This window comes from Methylibium sp., assembly GCF_965279545.1.
GTDB lineage: Bacteria > Pseudomonadota > Gammaproteobacteria > Burkholderiales > Burkholderiaceae_C > Methylibium.
In genome coordinates, this window is the sequence record NZ_OZ257250.1 from 2,168,337 (window position 1) to 2,185,690 (window position 17,354).

At 67.1% G+C, this 17,354-nt stretch carries 16 protein-coding genes; 4 read left to right on the forward strand and 12 right to left on the reverse strand.

Features of this window, described 5'->3' with window-relative positions; translation table 11 throughout:
- Positions 1 to 9: 9 nt before the first annotated feature.
- From ACQY9S_RS10075 to ACQY9S_RS10100, 6 genes are all read right to left on the reverse strand, one after another.
- Entirely contained in the window at positions 10 to 1,119 is a 1,110-nt protein-coding gene (locus tag ACQY9S_RS10075; RefSeq protein ID WP_428425678.1) for a branched-chain amino acid ABC transporter permease, read from the reverse strand.
- Positions 1,120 to 1,135: 16 nt separating this feature from the next.
- Complete coding sequence (locus tag ACQY9S_RS10080) at positions 1,136 to 2,059, reverse strand: branched-chain amino acid ABC transporter permease (protein ID WP_428425372.1); 924 nt, start codon at positions 2,057 to 2,059, stop codon at positions 1,136 to 1,138.
- Positions 2,060 to 2,255: 196 nt separating this feature from the next.
- The gene (locus ACQY9S_RS10085) at positions 2,256 to 3,587 is read right to left on the reverse strand and encodes a replication-associated recombination protein A (protein ID WP_428425374.1); all 1,332 of its coding nucleotides are present in this window, start codon (positions 3,585 to 3,587) and stop codon (positions 2,256 to 2,258) included.
- 120 nt (positions 3,588 to 3,707) lie between these two features.
- Entirely contained in the window at positions 3,708 to 4,319 is a 612-nt protein-coding gene (gene lolA, locus ACQY9S_RS10090; RefSeq protein ID WP_428425376.1) for an outer membrane lipoprotein chaperone LolA, read from the reverse strand.
- Positions 4,316 to 6,649, reverse strand: a complete 2,334-nt coding sequence (locus tag ACQY9S_RS10095) for a DNA translocase FtsK (RefSeq protein WP_428425378.1) — start codon at positions 6,647 to 6,649, stop codon at positions 4,316 to 4,318. The genes lolA and ACQY9S_RS10095 overlap by 4 nt, the downstream gene beginning before the upstream one ends.
- 87 nt (positions 6,650 to 6,736) lie before the next feature.
- On the reverse strand, positions 6,737 to 7,405 hold the full coding sequence (locus ACQY9S_RS10100) for a Crp/Fnr family transcriptional regulator (protein WP_428425380.1): 669 nt from the start codon (positions 7,403 to 7,405) through the stop codon (positions 6,737 to 6,739).
- Between the two features lie 218 nt (positions 7,406 to 7,623).
- On the opposite strand from ACQY9S_RS10100, the gene trxB reads away from it, so the two are divergent.
- The 3 genes from trxB (at position 7,624) to rpmG (ending at position 9,189) form a co-directional block, all read left to right on the forward strand.
- Positions 7,624 to 8,574, forward strand: a complete 951-nt coding sequence (gene trxB, locus ACQY9S_RS10105) for a thioredoxin-disulfide reductase (RefSeq protein WP_428425382.1) — start codon at positions 7,624 to 7,626, stop codon at positions 8,572 to 8,574.
- Between the two features lie 197 nt (positions 8,575 to 8,771).
- Positions 8,772 to 9,005, forward strand: coding sequence for a 50S ribosomal protein L28 (gene rpmB, locus ACQY9S_RS10110; RefSeq protein ID WP_428425680.1), 234 nt, complete (start codon positions 8,772 to 8,774; stop codon positions 9,003 to 9,005).
- A gap of 16 nt (positions 9,006 to 9,021) precedes the next feature.
- On the forward strand, positions 9,022 to 9,189 hold the full coding sequence (rpmG, locus tag ACQY9S_RS10115) for a 50S ribosomal protein L33 (protein ID WP_011828714.1): 168 nt from the start codon (positions 9,022 to 9,024) through the stop codon (positions 9,187 to 9,189).
- A gap of 174 nt (positions 9,190 to 9,363) precedes the next feature.
- On the opposite strand, the gene ACQY9S_RS10120 is transcribed toward rpmG, so the two are convergent.
- From ACQY9S_RS10120 to ACQY9S_RS10135, 4 genes are all read right to left on the reverse strand, one after another.
- A complete protein-coding gene (locus ACQY9S_RS10120) occupies positions 9,364 to 10,587 on the reverse strand; it encodes a DesA family fatty acid desaturase (RefSeq protein ID WP_428425384.1) in 1,224 nt (407 codons plus the stop codon).
- A gap of 127 nt (positions 10,588 to 10,714) precedes the next feature.
- Positions 10,715 to 11,974: an RsmB/NOP family class I SAM-dependent RNA methyltransferase gene (locus ACQY9S_RS10125; RefSeq protein ID WP_428425386.1), complete on the reverse strand. Its 1,260-nt coding sequence runs from the start codon at positions 11,972 to 11,974 to the stop codon at positions 10,715 to 10,717.
- 49 nt (positions 11,975 to 12,023) lie between these two features.
- Complete coding sequence (locus ACQY9S_RS10130; RefSeq protein WP_428425388.1) at positions 12,024 to 12,794, reverse strand: LytR/AlgR family response regulator transcription factor; 771 nt, start codon at positions 12,792 to 12,794, stop codon at positions 12,024 to 12,026.
- A complete protein-coding gene (locus ACQY9S_RS10135) occupies positions 12,791 to 13,960 on the reverse strand; it encodes a sensor histidine kinase (RefSeq protein WP_428425390.1) in 1,170 nt (389 codons plus the stop codon). Before ACQY9S_RS10135 ends, ACQY9S_RS10130 begins: the two co-directional genes overlap by 4 nt.
- Positions 13,961 to 14,001: 41 nt before the next feature.
- On the opposite strand from ACQY9S_RS10135, the gene argH reads away from it, so the two are divergent.
- On the forward strand, positions 14,002 to 15,405 hold the full coding sequence (gene argH / locus ACQY9S_RS10140) for an argininosuccinate lyase (protein ID WP_428425392.1): 1,404 nt from the start codon (positions 14,002 to 14,004) through the stop codon (positions 15,403 to 15,405).
- A gap of 104 nt (positions 15,406 to 15,509) precedes the next feature.
- Here the strand turns inward: argH and ACQY9S_RS10145 are convergent, their stop codons facing one another.
- Both ACQY9S_RS10145 and ACQY9S_RS10150 read right to left on the reverse strand, forming a co-directional pair.
- The gene (locus ACQY9S_RS10145) at positions 15,510 to 16,499 is read right to left on the reverse strand and encodes a CobD/CbiB family protein (protein ID WP_428425394.1); all 990 of its coding nucleotides are present in this window, start codon (positions 16,497 to 16,499) and stop codon (positions 15,510 to 15,512) included.
- A 62-nt stretch (positions 16,500 to 16,561) separates the two neighbouring features.
- Positions 16,562 to 17,245 (reverse strand): CoA pyrophosphatase, encoded by a 684-nt coding sequence (locus ACQY9S_RS10150; protein ID WP_428425396.1) that lies wholly within the window; start codon positions 17,243 to 17,245, stop codon positions 16,562 to 16,564.
- Positions 17,246 to 17,354: the final 109 nt, after the last annotated feature.

The following is a 17,354-nucleotide window of genomic DNA, read 5'->3' on the forward strand; positions in this document are numbered from 1 at the left end:
GTGTTCTCCTCACTTCGCGGGAACGGGCCGGACACCGGCCGCCCCGCTGGGCGGCGGCGCCACCTTGCCGTGTTCGGGCGAAGGCCACAGTCCTCGCGGGCGGGCCAGCATGATCGAGATCATCGCCAGTGCGATCAGCAGTTGGCGCAGGATCGCGGCGTCGAGCCGACCGCCGCTCATCTCCTGCAACGGCCCGGCCACGTAACGCAGCACCTCGGGCAGCGCCGCGAGCAAGAGCGCGCCGACGATCACGCCCGGGATGTGGCCGATGCCGCCCAGCACCACCATCGCCACCACCATGATCGACTCCTGCAGCGCGAACGACTCCGGCGAGATGAAGCCCTGGAAGGCACCGAACATCGAACCGGCCACACCGCCGAAGCTGGCACCCATGCCGAAGGCGAGCAGCTTCATGTTGCGGGTGTTGATGCCCATGGCCTTGGCGGCGATCTCGTCCTCGCGGATCGCCATCCAGGCGCGGCCGATGCGCGAGCGCTCGAGGCGGTAGCAGATGATCACGCTCACGATCACCATCGCGAGGAAGAGGTAGTAGTACAGCGTGACGGACGGCAGCGCGATGAAACCCAGGTCCAGCGTGCGGCCGAGGTCGAGGCCCAGGAACTTGATCGAGTCGATCTGCGACACACCTTTCGGGCCATTGGTGATGTTGATCGGCGCGTCGAGGTTGTTCAGGAACACCCGGATGATCTCGCCGAAGCCGAGCGTCACGATCGCGAGGTAGTCGCCGCGCAATTTCAGCGTCGGTGCACCGAGCACCACGCCGGCCGTGCCGGCGATCAGCAGCGCCAGCGGGATCGCGAACCACAGCGGCGTGTGCAGCCCGCCCGGAAACATCGACCTGACGACCGCGAAGTTTTCCGACAGGTGCGGGCTCGCCAGCAGACCGAACATGTAGGCGCCGAGCGCATAGAAGGCGATGTAGCCCAGGTCGAGCAGGCCCGCATAGCCGACGACGATGTTCAGGCCGAGCGCCAGCAGCACGTAGAGCAGCGCAATGTCGATGATGCGCACCCAGGCGTTGCCGAAGTACTGCGCGACCAGCGGCGTCAGCAGCAGCAGCACACCGGCGACGAGGAAGACGACGAGCTTGTTCTTCATCATGGTCGTCTCCTGCTCAGGCCCGGTCTGCGACGCGCTCGCCGAGCAGGCCCTGCGGCCTCAAGGTCAGCACGAGGATCAGCACGATGAAGGCGAAGATGTCCTGGTAGTGGCTGCCCAGGATGCCGCCGGTCAGCTGCCCGATGTAGCCAGCACCGATCGATTCGATCAGCCCCAGCAGCACGCCACCGACCATCGCACCCGCCAGATTGCCGATGCCCCCGAACACCGCCGCGGTGAACGCCTTGAGCCCTGGCAGGAAGCCCATCGTATGCTGCACCGAGCCGTAGTTGGCGGCATACATCACGCCGGCCAGCGCGGCCAGCGCCGCACCGATGATGAAGGTGGCCGAGATCACGGTGTCGGGCCGCACGCCCATCAGGCCGGCGACGCGCGGGTTCTCGGCGGTGGCGCGCATCGCGCGACCGAGCTTGGTCTTGTTGACGAGGAACATGAGCCCGGCCAGCGTGACCGCGGTGACGACGAGGATCAGGATCTGCGTCGTGTTGATCACCGCGCCGAACACGTTGAACGGCTCGCTGGGCAGCAGGATCGGATAGGGCTTGTAGTTGGGCTTCCAGATGATCATCGCGAGCGTCTGCAGCAGCAGGCTCATGCCCATCGCGGTGATCAGCGGCGCCAGGCGCGGTGCATTGCGCAGCGGGCGGTAGGCGATCTTCTCGATCGAGAAATTGAGAACGGAGCAGACCACGATCGCGGCCACCAGCGAGATCAGCATCAACAGCCAGCCGGGCAAGCCGGAATCCGCCAGGGCCGTGACGACCGTCCAGCTGGTGAGCGCGCCCACCATCAGCACCTCGCCATGGGCGAAGTTGATCAGGTTGATGATGCCGTAGACCATCGTGTAGCCCAGTGCAACGAGGGCATACATGCTCCCGAGCACCAAGCCGTTGATGATCTGCTGGATGAAGATGTCCATCGTGAGGTCCCCTGTACGGGTGCTGTGGATCAGCACCGCTCCATCGCGAGCGGCCGGTAGACCGCGATTGCGATGTCTAGCAAAAAGCCCGCCAGCTGCGGGCTCGGTTCATCGTCCTGTCATCGAACGCCGCGGATTGTAGGCAGCCCCGGCAGCCGGCCTGCTGCGGGAAGTCCCGCTGGCGAAACACCGCGGATCACGCGTCCTGGCGCTTCTTGGCGGTGCCAGCGGCGTTGAGTTCGCGCAGCCGGTTGAGTTTTTCGCCGATCTTGATCTCCAGGCCGCGCGGTACCGGCTCGTAGAAGCGCTGGTCCACCCCCTCCGGCAGGTAGCGCTCGCCGGCCGCAAAACCGCCCTCCTCGTCGTGCGCATAGCGGTAGCCCTTGCCGTGGTCGAGCTGCTTCATCAGCGCCGTCGGCGCATTGCGCAGGTGCAAGGGCACCGGGCGGCTGCCATCACCCTTGACGAAGGCGCGCACCGCCTTGTAGGCCACGTAGACCGCATTGCTCTTCGGCGCCACCGCGAGATAGACCACGGCCTGGGCCAGTGTCAGCTCGCCCTCGGGCGAACCGAGCCGCTCGTAGGTTTCGGCCGCATCGAGCGCGAGCCGCAGCGCGCGCGGATCGGCCAGGCCGATGTCTTCGCTGGCCATGCGCACGAGGCGGCGCGCCACGTAGCGCGCGTCGACACCACCGTCGATCATGCGCACGAACCAGTACAGCGCGGCATCCGGGTCGGAGCCGCGCACGCTCTTGTGCAGCGCCGAGATGCTGTCGTAGAACTGGTCGCCGCCCTTGTCGTAGCGGCGCAGCTGCTCGCCCAGCGCCTGCTCGAGGAAGGCCTCATCGATCTCGAGCACCGCACCGGCCATGCGCGCGATGTTCTCGTAGGTGTTGAGCAGGCGGCGCGCATCGCCATCGGCGTAGGCGACCAGGCGCGTGCGTGCTGCGTCGCTGAGCGGCGAGCCGCCCAGCAGCACCCGACCACGCTCCAGCAGCTCGGCCAGCTCGCCTCCGTCCAGCGGGCGCAGCACATGCACCGTGGCGCGCGACAGCAAGGCCGAGTTGACCTCGAACGACGGATTCTCGGTGGTCGCACCGATGAAGGTGAACAGACCGGACTCGACGTGCGGCAGGAAGGCGTCCTGCTGCGCCTTGTTGAAGCGGTGCACCTCGTCGACGAACACGATGGTGCGCCGCCCCATGCCCTGCGCCACCTGCGCCTGCTCGACCGCCTCGCGGATGTCCTTCACGCCGCCGAGCACGGCCGAGATCGCGATGAACTGGGCGTCGAAGGCACGCGCCATCAGGCGGGCCAGCGTGGTCTTGCCGGTGCCCGGTGGGCCCCACAGGATCATCGAGTGCGGCCGGCCCGACGCGAACGCGGCGCGCAGCGGTTTGCCCTCGCCGAGCAACTGCACCTGGCCGATCACTTCGTCCAGCGTGGCCGGGCGCAGGCGTTCGGCCAGCGGTGCGTCGGCGGACGCAGCCGCGCCGATCGAAGGAAGCGACGGAAGGGTCGAAGCCATGCCTCGATTGTCGCAGTCAGACGGGCCCGGGACGGACCTCGCCGCCCCGTCGGGAGTCGTTCCGCAACCCACCGCCCGCCGACACGACCGCCCCGCCGACGAGGCGGTCGCGGATGAAGCTCACTGCGCGATCACGTCGGCGCCGGAGGGCGGCGTGAAACTGAATCGCTCCGCCAGCAATTTCGGGTCGGCCTCGAACTGGCTGAAGTCGAGCCGCGAACGCTGGCCGAAGGCATCGACGATTTCGACCGCTGCCAGCGTCTTGCCGCGAAAACCCACTTTCAGCGACTGGAAGGAGCCGTCCTTGGCGCGCGGCAGGGCCTGTACCCATTGCAGGCCGGCGTCGTCGGGCAGCGCTTTCAGTTCGAAGTCCTTGTCCACGGAGGCTCCCGCCAGCAGGGCGGCAGGGCTCGCACCGAGCGCCTGGGTGAAAGGGCGCACCGTCACCTGGTTGAGATCGGTGTCGTAGAGCCAGACCTTCTGGCCGTCCGCCACGATCAGCTGTTCGTAGGGTTTGGTGTAGGCAAAGCGGAAACGGTTCGGCCGCAAGAATTCGAAGCTGCCGCTCGAGGTCTTCTTCTTCACGCCGTCGGGCGAGGTAACGGTCTGCGTGAAGGCCGCGCGTCCCGTCTTCACGCCGGAGACGAAGCCCATGAGGGTGTCGATCGCATCCGCCTGCGCGGCGCCGGCAGCGCACCACAGCGCCACCAGCAACACAGCCCGACGCTTCATTCGGCGCTCCGCGCCGGGACGAGCAGGTCGCGATTGCCGTTGGTCGCCATGCCCGAGACGAGGCCGGATTTCTCCATCTGTTCCAGCAGGCGCGCGGCCCGGTTGTAGCCGATGCGCAGGTGGCGCTGCACCAGCGAGATCGACGCGCGCTTGTGCTGCAGCACGATGGCCACGGCCTGGTCGTACATCGGGTCGGCCTCGCCGTCCGACGTGCCGCCGCCCTCGCCGCCGGCGCCCGCGTCTTCGTCGAGCGTGCCGCCTTCGAGGATGCCTTCGATGTAGTTCGGCGCCCCCTGGCTGCGCAGATAGTCGGCTACGCGATGCACTTCCTCATCGCTGGCGAAGGCGCCGTGCACACGCACCGGCAGGCCGGTGCCCGAAGGCATGTAGAGCATGTCACCCATGCCGAGCAAGGCTTCCGCACCCATCTGGTCGAGGATGGTGCGGGAGTCGATCTTGCTGCTCACCTGAAAGGCAATGCGCGTCGGGATGTTGGCCTTGATCAGGCCGGTGATCACGTCGACGCTCGGGCGTTGCGTGGCCAGGATCAGGTGGATGCCGGCGGCGCGCGCCTTCTGCGCCAGGCGCGCGATCAGCTCTTCGATCTTCTTGCCGATCACCATCATCAGGTCGGCGAGTTCGTCGATCACGATGACCACGTGCGGCAGCCGCTCCAGCGGCTCGGGCGCCTCCGGCGTGAGGCTGAAGGGGTTCGGCAGCTTGTCGCCCTTCGCCGCGGCCTCGTCGATCTTCTTGTTGTAGCCGGCGAGGTTGCGCACGCCGAGCTTGCTCATCAGCTTGTAGCGCCGCTCCATCTCGCCGACACCCCAGTTCAGCGCATTCGCCGCCTGCTTCATGTCGGTGACCACCGGGCACAGCAGGTGCGGGATGCCCTCGTAGACGCTCATCTCGAGCATCTTGGGGTCGATCAGGATCAGGCGCACGTCGCGCGCCTCGGCCTTGTAAAGCAGGCTCAGGATCATCGCGTTGATGCCGACCGACTTGCCCGAGCCGGTGGTGCCGGCCACCAGGCAATGCGGCATCTTCGCGAGGTCGGCGACGACCGGGCCGCCGACGATGTCCTTGCCCAGGCCCATGGTCAGCATCGACGAGGCGTCGTTGTAGGCCTGCGAGCCGAGGATCTCCGACAAGCGTATCGTCTGCCGCTTGGCGTTCGGCAGCTCCAGCGCCATGTAATTCTTGCCGGGAATGGTTTCGACGACACGGATGCTGACGAGACTCAGCGAACGCGCCAGGTCCTTGGCCAGGCCGACGATCTGCGAGCCCTTCACGCCGGTGGCCGGCTCGATCTCGTAGCGGGTGATCACCGGCCCCGGCGAGGCGGCGACCACGCGCACCTCGACGCCGAAGTCCTTCAGCTTCTTCTCGATCATGCGCGAGGTCATCTCGAGCGACTCGGGCGTCACGGTCTCCATGCGGCCGGGCACCGCATCGAGCAGGTCGACCTGCGGCAGCTTGGTGTCCGCCAGCTCGGTGAAGAGCGGCTTTTGCTTCTCCTTGGCAACGCGCTCGCTCTTCGGCAGCTCGACCACCGCCGCTTCGATCACCAAGGGAATGTGATCGTCGAGCTGCTCGCGTTCGAACTCGACGACGTGCTCACGCTCGCGCATCGCCTGCTCGCCGAGGCGGATGTCCTCCGCCCGCTCGATGCGCTCCTGGCGCTTCTCGCGCAGGCCTTCCAGCGCGGTGCCGAGCTGCTCGGCCACCGCCGACCACGAGAACCGCAAGGCCAGCGGCAGACCGAGAACCAGCGCGGCGATCCAGAACACGCCGGAGCCGGTGAAGCCGATGGCCTTCATGCTCAGACCCCCGAGCGCATAACCGAGCACGCCGCCCCCATGGCCACCCGGCAGCCGCGCCTCCCACTGGTACAGGCGCGTCCACTCCAGCGAGCAGCTCGCTGCCAGCACGAGCGCCAGACCGAGCCAGAACAACCAGGGCGGCCGGGCCGCGACGACATCGTTGCGCGCGGGGGCGTCGTCGGCGCGCAGCAGGCGCGCCAGCGCACTGAGCCAGGCACGCGCCGCGACCAGCATCGCCCACCACACGGAATAGCCGAACAGGAAGAACGCGATGTCGGAGAACCAGGCACCGAGCACGCCGGCGCGGTTGTGGATCTCGTCGGCGATGCCCGAGGTCGACCACGCGGGGTCGCTGCCGCTGTGGGTCGCAAGTGCCAGCAGAGCCAGCAACCACAGCACACCACCGAAGACCACCGCGAACTGCAAACGCCAGCGCGGTGCGGACAGCGCAGCGACGCCATCACGGTCGGTCGCATCCTTGCTCAGGGAACCCAACGGAAAACTCATGCCGCAGATTGTGGCCGATGAGCCTGGGGCCTCGTGTCGAACTGTTGATCGGGGACAAGGGGCTGCCCCCAAAGACGTGCAGCGATGTCAGCGGTGCGCCAGGCGCTCCATGATGTGGACCGCGCCGTTCTCCTGCGTCTTGATGAACCCGCGCTCTTCCAGATCCTTCATCACGCGACTGACCATTTCACGCGAGGCGCCGACCACCTTGGCCAGATCCTGCCGCGAGACCTTGTTGCGGATCAGCTTGTATTCGGCGCCCTCTTCCGACATGTCGAGGAGCGCTCGCGCCACGCGGCCATAGACGTCGAGCAGCGCCAGCGACTCGATCTGCCGGTCGGCCGCCCTCAACCGTGCCACCAGGCCGCGCATGATGGCGTACGACAGGCTCGAGTTCTCCGGCAGGCAGCGGGCAAATTCGGGGCGACCCAGCACCAGCACGTCGCACTGCACCTCGGCACGCACGGTCGCCGAATGAGGCTCGTTGTCGATCAGGCTCATTTCGCCGAGATAGTCGCCAGGCTGCAGCACGGCGAGGATGACCTCTCGCCCCCGCGCATCGGCCGTGACCACGCGTGCACGCCCGGTCAGCAGGATGTACAGCGCGTTCGACTTGGTGCCCTGTTCGACGATCACTTCGCCACGGCGGTAGCGCCGCTTGACCACGCCGTCGGAGATCGCCTGCGCCTGCTCGCCGGTGAGCAGCGAAAAGAGCGGCACCCGCCGGATCAGGTCGAGGTTGGACAACATTGCCATCGCGGCATCCTTAGGTCTGGTTGGACTATCGAGGCCATTGGCCCCCTTGACGCGACCGGCTCGCAGCACTACCTACAATTCCGTCCTGCGCTGCAAGACAGCCCCGGGGCTGTGAAATCTTACCGATGCGAACTCTAACCGACGGTCAGCGCTCACAAACGCGGATCCTCCCTGATTTCGACCCCAAAGCGCCCTAACCAACGATCTGACCCCCACCCATGAGCACCCCCCAGCACGCCCGCGTTCTGATCCTTGGTTCCGGCCCGGCCGGCTACACGGCGGCGGTGTACGCCGCGCGTGCGAACCTCGAGCCCGTGCTGATCACGGGCATGGCCCAGGGCGGCCAGCTGATGACCACCACCGAGGTCGACAACTGGCCGGCCGACGTGCACGGCGTGCAGGGGCCGGAGCTGATGCAGCGCTTCCTGGAGCACGCCGAGCGCTTCAAGACCAAGATCGTCTTCGACCACATCCATGCGGTCGACTTCTCCAAGCGGCCGTTCACGCTCACCGGCGACTCGGGCCGCTACAGCTGCGACGCGCTGATCCTGGCGACCGGCGCCTCGGCGATGTACCTGGGACTGCCCTCCGAGGAAGCCTTCATGGGCCGCGGCGTCAGCGGCTGCGCCACCTGCGACGGCTTCTTCTACCGCGACCAGGAGGTCTGCGTGATCGGCGGCGGCAACACCGCCGTCGAGGAAGCCCTGTACCTGTCGAACATCGCCGCCAAGGTCACCCTGGTGCACCGACGCGACAAGTTCAAGGCCGAGGCCATCCTGGTGGACCGGCTGATGGAGAAGGTGGCGGCCGGCAAGATCGAGTTGAAGCTCTTCCACGTGCTCGACGAGGTGCTGGGCGACGCCAGCGGCGTGACCGGGGTGCGCCTGAAGGACACCCGCAGCGGCAGCACCCAGGACCTGATGCTCAAGGGCTGCTTCATCGCCATCGGGCACCGGCCCAACACCGAGATCTTCCGCGGCCAGCTGGAGATGAAGGACGGCTACATCATCACCCGCACCGGGCTGAACGGCTTCGCGACGATGACCAGCGTGCCCGGGGTGTTCGCCGCCGGCGACGTGCAGGACCACGTGTACCGCCAGGCCATCACCAGCGCCGGCACCGGCTGCATGGCCGCGCTCGATGCGCAGAGATTCCTGGAACAGGGGTGAGCACCGTCCCACGTGTCGGCTGTCAGGACTGGCGAAGTTCTGGCTATAATTGCGGTCTTTGTCAAACAGGGCCCGGTGCCCTCGGCCCGCTCTACGGCAGGCTGCAGGCGACCGGAAGGGTGAGCATCAGGCGGGTTGCCACGACAACCTCATCTGCTCTGCACACTGAGTTGCATCACATCGAACGGAGAAGCGTCATGGCACGCGTCTGTCAAGTCACGGGCAAGCGCCCGATGGTGGGAAACAATGTCTCCCACGCCAACAACAAAACGAAGCGTCGCTTCCTGCCGAACCTGCAGTACCGCCGCTTCTGGCTCGAAACCGAGAACCGCTGGGTGCGTTTGCGCGTCACCAACGCGGCGCTGCGTCTGATCGACAAGGTCGGCATCGAACAGGTCGTTGCCGATCTGCGTGCCAAGGGCGAACTCTGAACTTCGGGAGCGGATCATGGCAAAAGGCGGACGCGAAAAAATCAAGCTGGAATCGACAGCCGGCACCGGTCACTTCTACACGACCGACAAGAACAAGAAGCTGCATCCCGAGAAGATGGAGCTGATGAAATTCGATCCGAAGGCACGCAAGCACGTCGCCTACAAGGAAGTGAAGCTGAAATAGGGCTTCGCGCTTCACGCAAGCCCGCCCGGCCTTGGCCCGGCGGGCTTTTTGTCGCCTGCTAGAAGACAGCATGCCTTGGCCCGGTGCGCCCCGCGCACGAAAAAGGCGCCCGGAGGCGCCTTCATTTTCCCGACACACGCCGCCCAGTCAGATCACAGCGCAGCCCTTGCGGCGTCAAGCATGCGCGGAACGCAACCGCAAGGCGAACTCCTGCAGCGCGGCGATGCCGCTCTCCTCGGCCTTCTTGCACCACGCCTGCAGATCGGCAACGAGCTGCTCGGCCGACACGTTGGTGCGCGTCCACAGCTGACGCAGTTCCTCGCGCATCGTGACGAGCTTGTCGAGCACCGGGTGCTCCGCACGCGCGGTCTCCACCTGCAAGCGCACGGCCTGCGGGATGCGATCGTCGTCGCGGTGCAGCCAACGATGAGCCAAATGCAACTGGTTCCACTTCGGGGAATGCTGCTGGCCCTCGGCCTTCAGGCGCGCGAGCTCGACGCGGCAGGCCGCCTTCAGCTCGCGTCCATAGCCCGCCATCAGCTCATAGCGGTGAGCGATGATCGCCTCGAGCGTCATGCTGTCGGCCACCGGCTTGATCACACCGAGCGCCAGCTTCGGCGCCGTCTTGCGCACCGAAGCCAGACCGAACTTCGCCAGCACCGATATGTACACCCAACCGATGTCGAATTCGTAGGGCTTGACCGAGAACTTTGCCGACGTCGGATAGGTGTGGTGGTTGTTGTGCAACTCTTCACCGCCGATGATGACGCCCCAGGGCGACACATTGGTCGACGCATCCGGCGCCTCGAAGTTGCGATAGCCCCAGAAGTGTCCCAGACCATTGATGATGCCGGCCGCGTTGATCGGAATCCACAGCATCTGCACCGCCCACACCGCTGCGCCGACCGCGCCGAACAGGAACAGGTTCACCAACAACATGACGCCCACGCCTTGCCAGCTGTAGCGGGTGTACAGATTGCGCTCGATCCAGTCATCCGGCGTGCCAAGGCCGTACTTGGCGATCGTCTCGTTGTTCTTGGCCTCGGCCCGATACAGTTCGGCGCCCTCGAGCAACACCTTCTTGATACCGCGCGTCTGCGGGCTGTGCGGATCCTCTTCGGTCTCGCACTTGGCGTGGTGCTTGCGGTGGATGGCAACCCACTCCTTCGTCACCATGCCGGTGCTCAGCCACAGCCACAGCCTGAAGAAATGCATCACTGCCGGATGCAAGTCGAGGGCGCGGTGCGCCTGTGAGCGGTGCAGGAAAATCGTCACCGCGGCAATGGTGACGTGCGTCATCGCCAGCACGCACAACAGCACCTGCCACCAACTGGCGTGCAGCCACCCGTGCGCCAAACCGTCGATCGCGCCATCCCACATCGTCGAAGCCAATTCCATCTCTATCCTTTTGAATGCTGGCAGATTGTAAATGTCAGCCCGCTGAAAAGCCCCTGGAAACTACGGACTTTCCCGGGCCAGTTTGCGTTTGAGCAATTCCGGTCGATAGCGTTCAGGGCGGCAGCCCTCATTTCCGCTGCCAGATTGCAGCAAAAAATCCATCCGTCGCATGCCGATGCGGCCAAAGGCGCAGGAAATCGCCCCGAACCAGCTGCTCCGCGGCGCAGACTTTGCCGTGTTCCAGCACCTCGGCGGCGGCCACGGGCGTGAAATCCTGATGCCCGGTCGCAAACGCCTGAGCGATCGTTTCGTTCTCTTCGTCCAGCAGGCTGCATGTCGCGTAAACCAGCCGTCCGCCCGGCTTGAGCAAGCGCGCGGCGCTGGCCAGGATGGCTGCCTGCTTGACGCGCAACTCCTCGATCGCCTTCGGTGATTGCCGCCATTTCAGGTCGGGGTTGCGGCGCAGCGTGCCGAGCCCGGAACAGGGGGCGTCGACCAGCACACGGTCGATCTTGCCGGCCAGACGCTTGATACGCTCATCCCGTTCGTGGGCGATCTGTACCGGGTACACGTTCGACAAGCCACTGCGCATCAGGCGCGGCTTCAGCGCGTCGAGGCGGTGACCGGACACATCGAAGGCGTAGAGCCGCCCCGTGTTGCGCATCATCGCGCCGAGCGCCAGGGTCTTGCCGCCGGCGCCCGCACAGAAATCCACCACCATCTCGCCACGTCGGGCTTCGGTCAGTAGCGCGAGCAGCTGGCTGCCCTCGTCCTGCACCTCGACGTCACCCCGCTTGAAGAGTTCGAGCTTGTTCAGCGCCGGCTTGCCCTGCACACGCAAGCCCCAAGGGGAGTGGGGCGTGAGCTGCGCCTCGATGCCCGCCTCGTGCAATGCGGCGGCCACCTCTTCGCGCTTGGCGCGGACCGCGTTCACGCGCAGGTCCAGCGGTGCCGTCCCGTTGAGGCTGGCGGCCAGCCGCCAGAACTCTGCATCGCCCAAGGCAGCCTTCAACGGCTGCGCCAGCCAGTCGGGCAGGTTGTGGCGCAGCTTCTCGGGCAGCGTGGCGACGTCGATGGCGTGGGCGCGGGCCAGCCATTCGCGCTCCGATGGCGACGCTGCGCCCTGCAGCACGCCATCGCCACCCTGCCAACCGAGCAACACGAGCCGCCGCTCCATCGGGCCCTGACCGGATTGCGCCAGATGCTGGAACAAGAGGCGCTGGCGCAACACGGTATAGACGGTCTCGGCCAGTGCGTGGCGCTCGCGGTGGCCCAGGCTGCGGTGCTGGCGAAAGAACGCGGACACCACGCCGTCAGCCGGCGCATCGAGTTTGAGCACGGCACGCGACAGTTCGCCGGCGAGGTCGAGCAAGGCAGAGGGATGCATCGCCCCGATTATCCGTGGCGGCCCCGTGTTCGCCGGGCGCCCGAACCCGCTACAGCCCGCTGGCGGTCAATGCCTCACGCACCGCGCCGACCTGCCGCCGCGACACGGCGAGCCACTCGCCGGTGAGGCTGACGCGCACGGCCCATCCTTCGGCGCCCTCTTCCTCGCTGTCGCGGCGCTCGAGGGCGCTCACCGCGGCCTTGGCGACGATCGCATTGCGGTGCACGCGCAGGAACTGCTCGCCGAGCCGCTGCTCGATCTCGGTGAGCGCGTCATCGAGCACATAGGTGTGGGTCGCAGTGCGCAGCGTCACGTACTTCAGCTCGGCCTTCAGGTACAGCACATCGGCCAGCGGCACACGCACCAGGCGCCCGCGCTCACTGACGACGATCACGGGCGCAACCGCGGCCGGCGCGCCCGCTGCCAGGGAACGCCGCGCCACGCGCGACAAGGCAGCCTGCAAGCGTTCGCGGCGCACTGGCTTGGTCAGGTAGTCCGCCGCTTCCAGTTCGAAGGCACGCAGCGCATGCTCGGCATGCGCCGTCACGAACACCACCGCCGGGGAGCGCGGCAAGGCTTGCAGCCGGGCCGCGAGCGCAGTGCCATCGAGGCCGGGCATCTGGATGTCGAGCAGCAGCACGTCGGCGTCGTGCCGCGCCAGCCAGTCGAGCGCCTCCTGCGCCTGCGCCAACTCGCCCGACACCTGCGCCGCGGGATCTCCGCCCGCCCCGACCTCGCGCACCAGCTGGGCCAGCCTCAGGCGGGCCAGCGGCTCGTCGTCGACGATCAGCACGCGCAGCGGATCGGCCGCAGTGCTCATAGCGGCACGACGATCTGCACGCGATAAATGTCGCCATCGCGACCGGCACGAAAATGCGCCGCCACATCGTGCATCAGGCGCAGGCGCTCGTGCACATTGCGCAGCGCGATGCCGTGGCCGGGCACCGAAGCCTGCCGCGGCACGCTGTTGGCCACCAGGATCTCGACCTGCCCTCGCCGCACCCGCGTTCTCACCCGCAGCATGCCGCCCTCTGCCGCCGGCTCGATGCCGTGCTTGACGGCGTTCTCCACCAGCGGCTGCAGCAGCAGCGGTGGCAGCCTCGCCGCGTCGGCCTCGGGATCGATTTCCCAGCGGACCTGCAAGCGCTCGCCGAAGCGGATTTGCTCGATGGCCAGGTAGCGCCGGGCCAGCTCGACCTCGTCGCGCAGGGTCGCCGCCTGGGCGCCGCTGTCGTTCAGGGCCACCCGGAACAGCTCCGCCAGGTCCTCCAGCACGGCCTCGGCGCGCGATGGATCGGTGCGGACCAGCGCAATGGCGGTGTTGAGCGTGTTGAACAGGAAATGCGGCCGGATGCGCGACTGCAGTTCGGCCAGCCGCGCTCGGGTCGCCGCGGGCTGCTCGAGCCGGGCGCGCTGGCGCAGCCAGTGGAAGAACGCCGCCGCCATGGCCGCACCTGTTGCCGCGCCGGCGAGCGCATGCAAGGCGTCGGCCGGGCGGGTGTCGGACCACTGAAACCAGTTCCAGAGCCACCACGCCACGGCACTGCAAGCGCCGCCCCAGAGCGTGGCAAGACTCCACTGCAGCCCTAGCGACAGCCGGGCGAGTTGCCCCTGCGCCAGACAAGCGGTCAGCAACCACCACAGCAAGGCCGGCATCGCGACACCGGAGGCGGTCGCGAACTGCAGGCCCCAGCTGCCCAGCTCGCTCACGATGAAAGCCGTTGCCAGCGCGAGCACACCATGCACGAACAGCACCGCACGCAGCACGACTCCGACATGGCAGACGTCGAAAGCGGACCGCTCGGCGCCGGCCGCGGGCGGACCGGCATCGCGGCCGACATCGGCACCGAGATTGCCGAAACCGGTGCTCAACAGCAAGGTCTCGGTGCCCCCCACGGCCTGCGCGCCGCCGGGCGCGGGGGTCGGGGTGGCGGCGGGAATCGGTGCGGTCACGAAGGGCGGGCTCCTACAATCGATTGTCCACAACCTGCACGACCCGCGGCAAGCGCCGCCTGGCGGGTCCGGCCATGAGCAAAGACAACCAACTCGACAAGAAATCGCAGGCCTGGTCGGCCTTGTTCTCCGAACCGATGAGCGAACTGGTCAAGCGCTACACCGCCAGCGTCGATTTCGACCAGCGGCTGTGGCGCGCCGACATCGACGGCTCGCTCGCCCATGCCGAGATGCTGGCCGCGCAGGGCATTCTGGCGCCTGAAGACCATGCCGCCATCGTCCGGGGCATGGCGCAGATCGTCACCGCGATCGAATCCGGCACGTTCGAGTGGAAACTCGACCTCGAAGACGTTCACCTCAACATCGAGGCGCGCCTGACCCAACTGATCGGGGACGCCGGCAAACGCCTGCACACCGGCCGCTCGCGCAACGACCAGGTCGCGACCGACGTGCGGCTGTGGCTGCGCGGCGAGATCGACGCGATCGACGCGCTGCTGGTGGCCTTGCAGCGCGCCCTGGTCGACGTGGCCGAGCCGAATGCCGAAGTCATCCTGCCCGGTTTCACCCATCTGCAGGTGGCGCAGCCGGTGAGCTTCGGCCACCACCTGCTGGCCTACGTGGAGATGTTCGCGCGCGATGCCGAGCGCCTGGTCGATGTGCGCCGGCGCGTCAACCGGCTGCCGCTCGGTGCCGCCGCACTGGCCGGCACCAGCTACCCGCTCGATCGCGAGCGCGTCGCCCGCACGCTCGGCTTCGAGGGCGTGTGCCAGAACTCGCTCGACGCGGTGAGCGACCGCGACTTCGCGATCGAGTTCACCGCCGCCGCGGCGCTGTGCATGGTGCATGTGTCACGCCTCAGCGAGGAGCTGATCCTGTGGATGAGCCAGAGCTTCGGCTTCATCGACCTGGCGGACCGCTTCTGCACCGGCTCGTCGATCATGCCGCAGAAGAAGAACCCCGACGTGCCCGAACTGGCGCGCGGCAAGACCGGCCGCGTCGTCGGCCACCTGGTGGCGTTGATCACGCTGATGAAGGGCCAGCCACTGGCCTACAACAAGGACAACCAGGAAGACAAGGAGCCGCTGTTCGACACGGTGGACACCTTGAAGGACACACTGCGCATCTTCGCCGAGCTGGTGGGCGGCATCACGGTCAAACCCGAGGCCATGGAGCGCGCTGCACTGAAGGGCTATGCGACGGCGACCGACCTGGCCGACTACCTGGTCAAGAAGGGCCTGCCCTTCCGCGACGCGCATGAAATCGTCGCCCATGCGGTCAAGACCGCCATCGCCCAGGGCCAGGACCTGAGCGAGTTGCCGCTCGCCGCGCTGCAGGCCTTTCACCCGACCATTGCCTCCGACGTGCACGCGGCGCTGACGCTGCGAGGCTCGCTCAATGCACGCCAGGTGCTCGGCGGCACGGCGCCGACGCAAGTGCGGCGGCAGATCGCGAGGCACCGCGCGCGGCTCGGCGGCTGAGGAGGCATTGCGCCCAAGACCCGGCGTTGCGCCTTGCGGCCTTCGTGCTCGACGCCGCCTGGGTCTTCATCAAGCATGACCGGCGGCCTGACGAGCCCGCGAGGTCAGCCTATCAGGTTGGCCAGGCTCAACAGTGCGAGCAGCAGCATCCACAAGACCACCGAGCGCCACACCAGGCCGACGACGCTGCGCAGGTGACCGAGCTCCGGGGGCAGGCCAGGGGTCGACCCCACGGCGTCCGTGTCCTGGCTGTTGGCGCCAGTGGCGAAGTCCTTGGATCGATCGGGCTGCAGCGGCGGCGGTGCGCTGCCGCCCAGCCGCACGCCCACGGCGCCGGCCGCTGCCGCGAGGAGGGTGCCGTCGTTGGCGGAGCGCCACAGGCCGGCATCGCGACGCCAGCATTCGATCGCCGCTTCGAAGTCGCCAACCACCGCAAAGCCGAATGCCGTGAGACGCGCGGGCAGGTGGTCGATCCAGGCGAACAGCTGCTGCGAGCGCTGCATCAGGCGCTCGTTGATCGGCACGCCCACGGTGCGGCTGCGAAAGGCCCAGTAACGGCTCGAGAACTCTGCCAGCCGGTACAGCACTGCACCCGCCGGGCCAAGGCCGAGCGTGGACAGCAACACGAACCAGAAGAACACGCCGAACACATGGCGGTGCGCCGCAACGAGCGAATGCTCGATCACGTGCCTCAGCAACTCGGTGCGCGGCAGATCGCTCGCGTCGAGCTGTCGCCATTCGGCCAGCAGGCGGCGGGCTTGCAGCTCGTCACCGCGCTCCAGCGCGTCGCGGATGTCGGTGAAGTAGTGGCTGAACTGGCGAAAGCCGAGCGTCAGGTAGAGCACCAGAACGTCCCAGCCCAGACCGAGCAGCACACTGAAATGCGCGAGTGCAACGTGAACCGCAAACACCACCAGGGCCGGCAGCACCACGGTGATGATCCACACGACCCAGGAATGATGGTCACGTCCGGCATCGAAGTTGCGGCCGGTCCAGCGGATCCACGCCACCATCCCGTCGTGGATGCCGTTGCTGCGTGGCAGGGGATGAAGTTGCTCGATGACGAGGGCCAGCAAGACCGCGAAGAAACTCATGGGTCGATGATACCGAGGCGCCTCGGCTTCGCCGTTGCTGCCGTCGACGCGAGGCCTACCCGTCAGGCGCTGAGGAAGCGATAGAAGTTGCGCAGCATCGCTGCGGTCGCGCCCCAGATGAAGTAGCCGGGCGCTTCGGGCGTCGGGTACCAGGGCATCGAATAGAAGACTCGCTGCCCCCCCGGCCCTTCGAAGAGATGTCGCTGGTGGTGGGCCGGGTTCATCAGGAAGGCGAGCGGCACTTCGAACACCTCGGCCACCTCGAACGGGTCCGGCCGCGCCGTGAAACCCGGCTCGACCAGGGCAACGACCGGCGTGACGACGAAATTGGTGACCGTGGTGTAGGTCGGCAACGTGCCGATCACCTCGATGTGGCGACGCGGCAGGCCGACCTCTTCTTCGGTCTCGCGCAGTGCGGTGGCGATCGCATCGGCGTCTTCCACCTCGGCACGCCCGCCGGGGAAGCTGATCTGGCCGGCATGGTCGGCCAAGTGGTCGGTGCGCTGCGTCAGCAACACCGCCAGCGCACCGTCGCGCACGACCAGCGGCATCAGCACCGAGGCGTTGGCCGGTTCCCGATCGATGAGCCGGCCATCACCCGGGAACTCGACTTCCCACGGCGGCGGCAGGAGGAAGCGCTGGCGCAGCGCAGCCGGCAGGAACCGCTCCGACGGAACGGCAGGCAGGTGGGTGTCACGCCCGATCACCGGTACGGCGCGCGGATCGATGATGGGGATGCGCTGCATGGAGGTGCAAGCTTAGGCGTTCGGGAATGAAAAAGCCGCCGGGAGGGCGGCTCTCCATGTCGCTCGACGGGGCCAGCTTTTGACGCGGCCGGCTGTGCCGGGTCGCGTC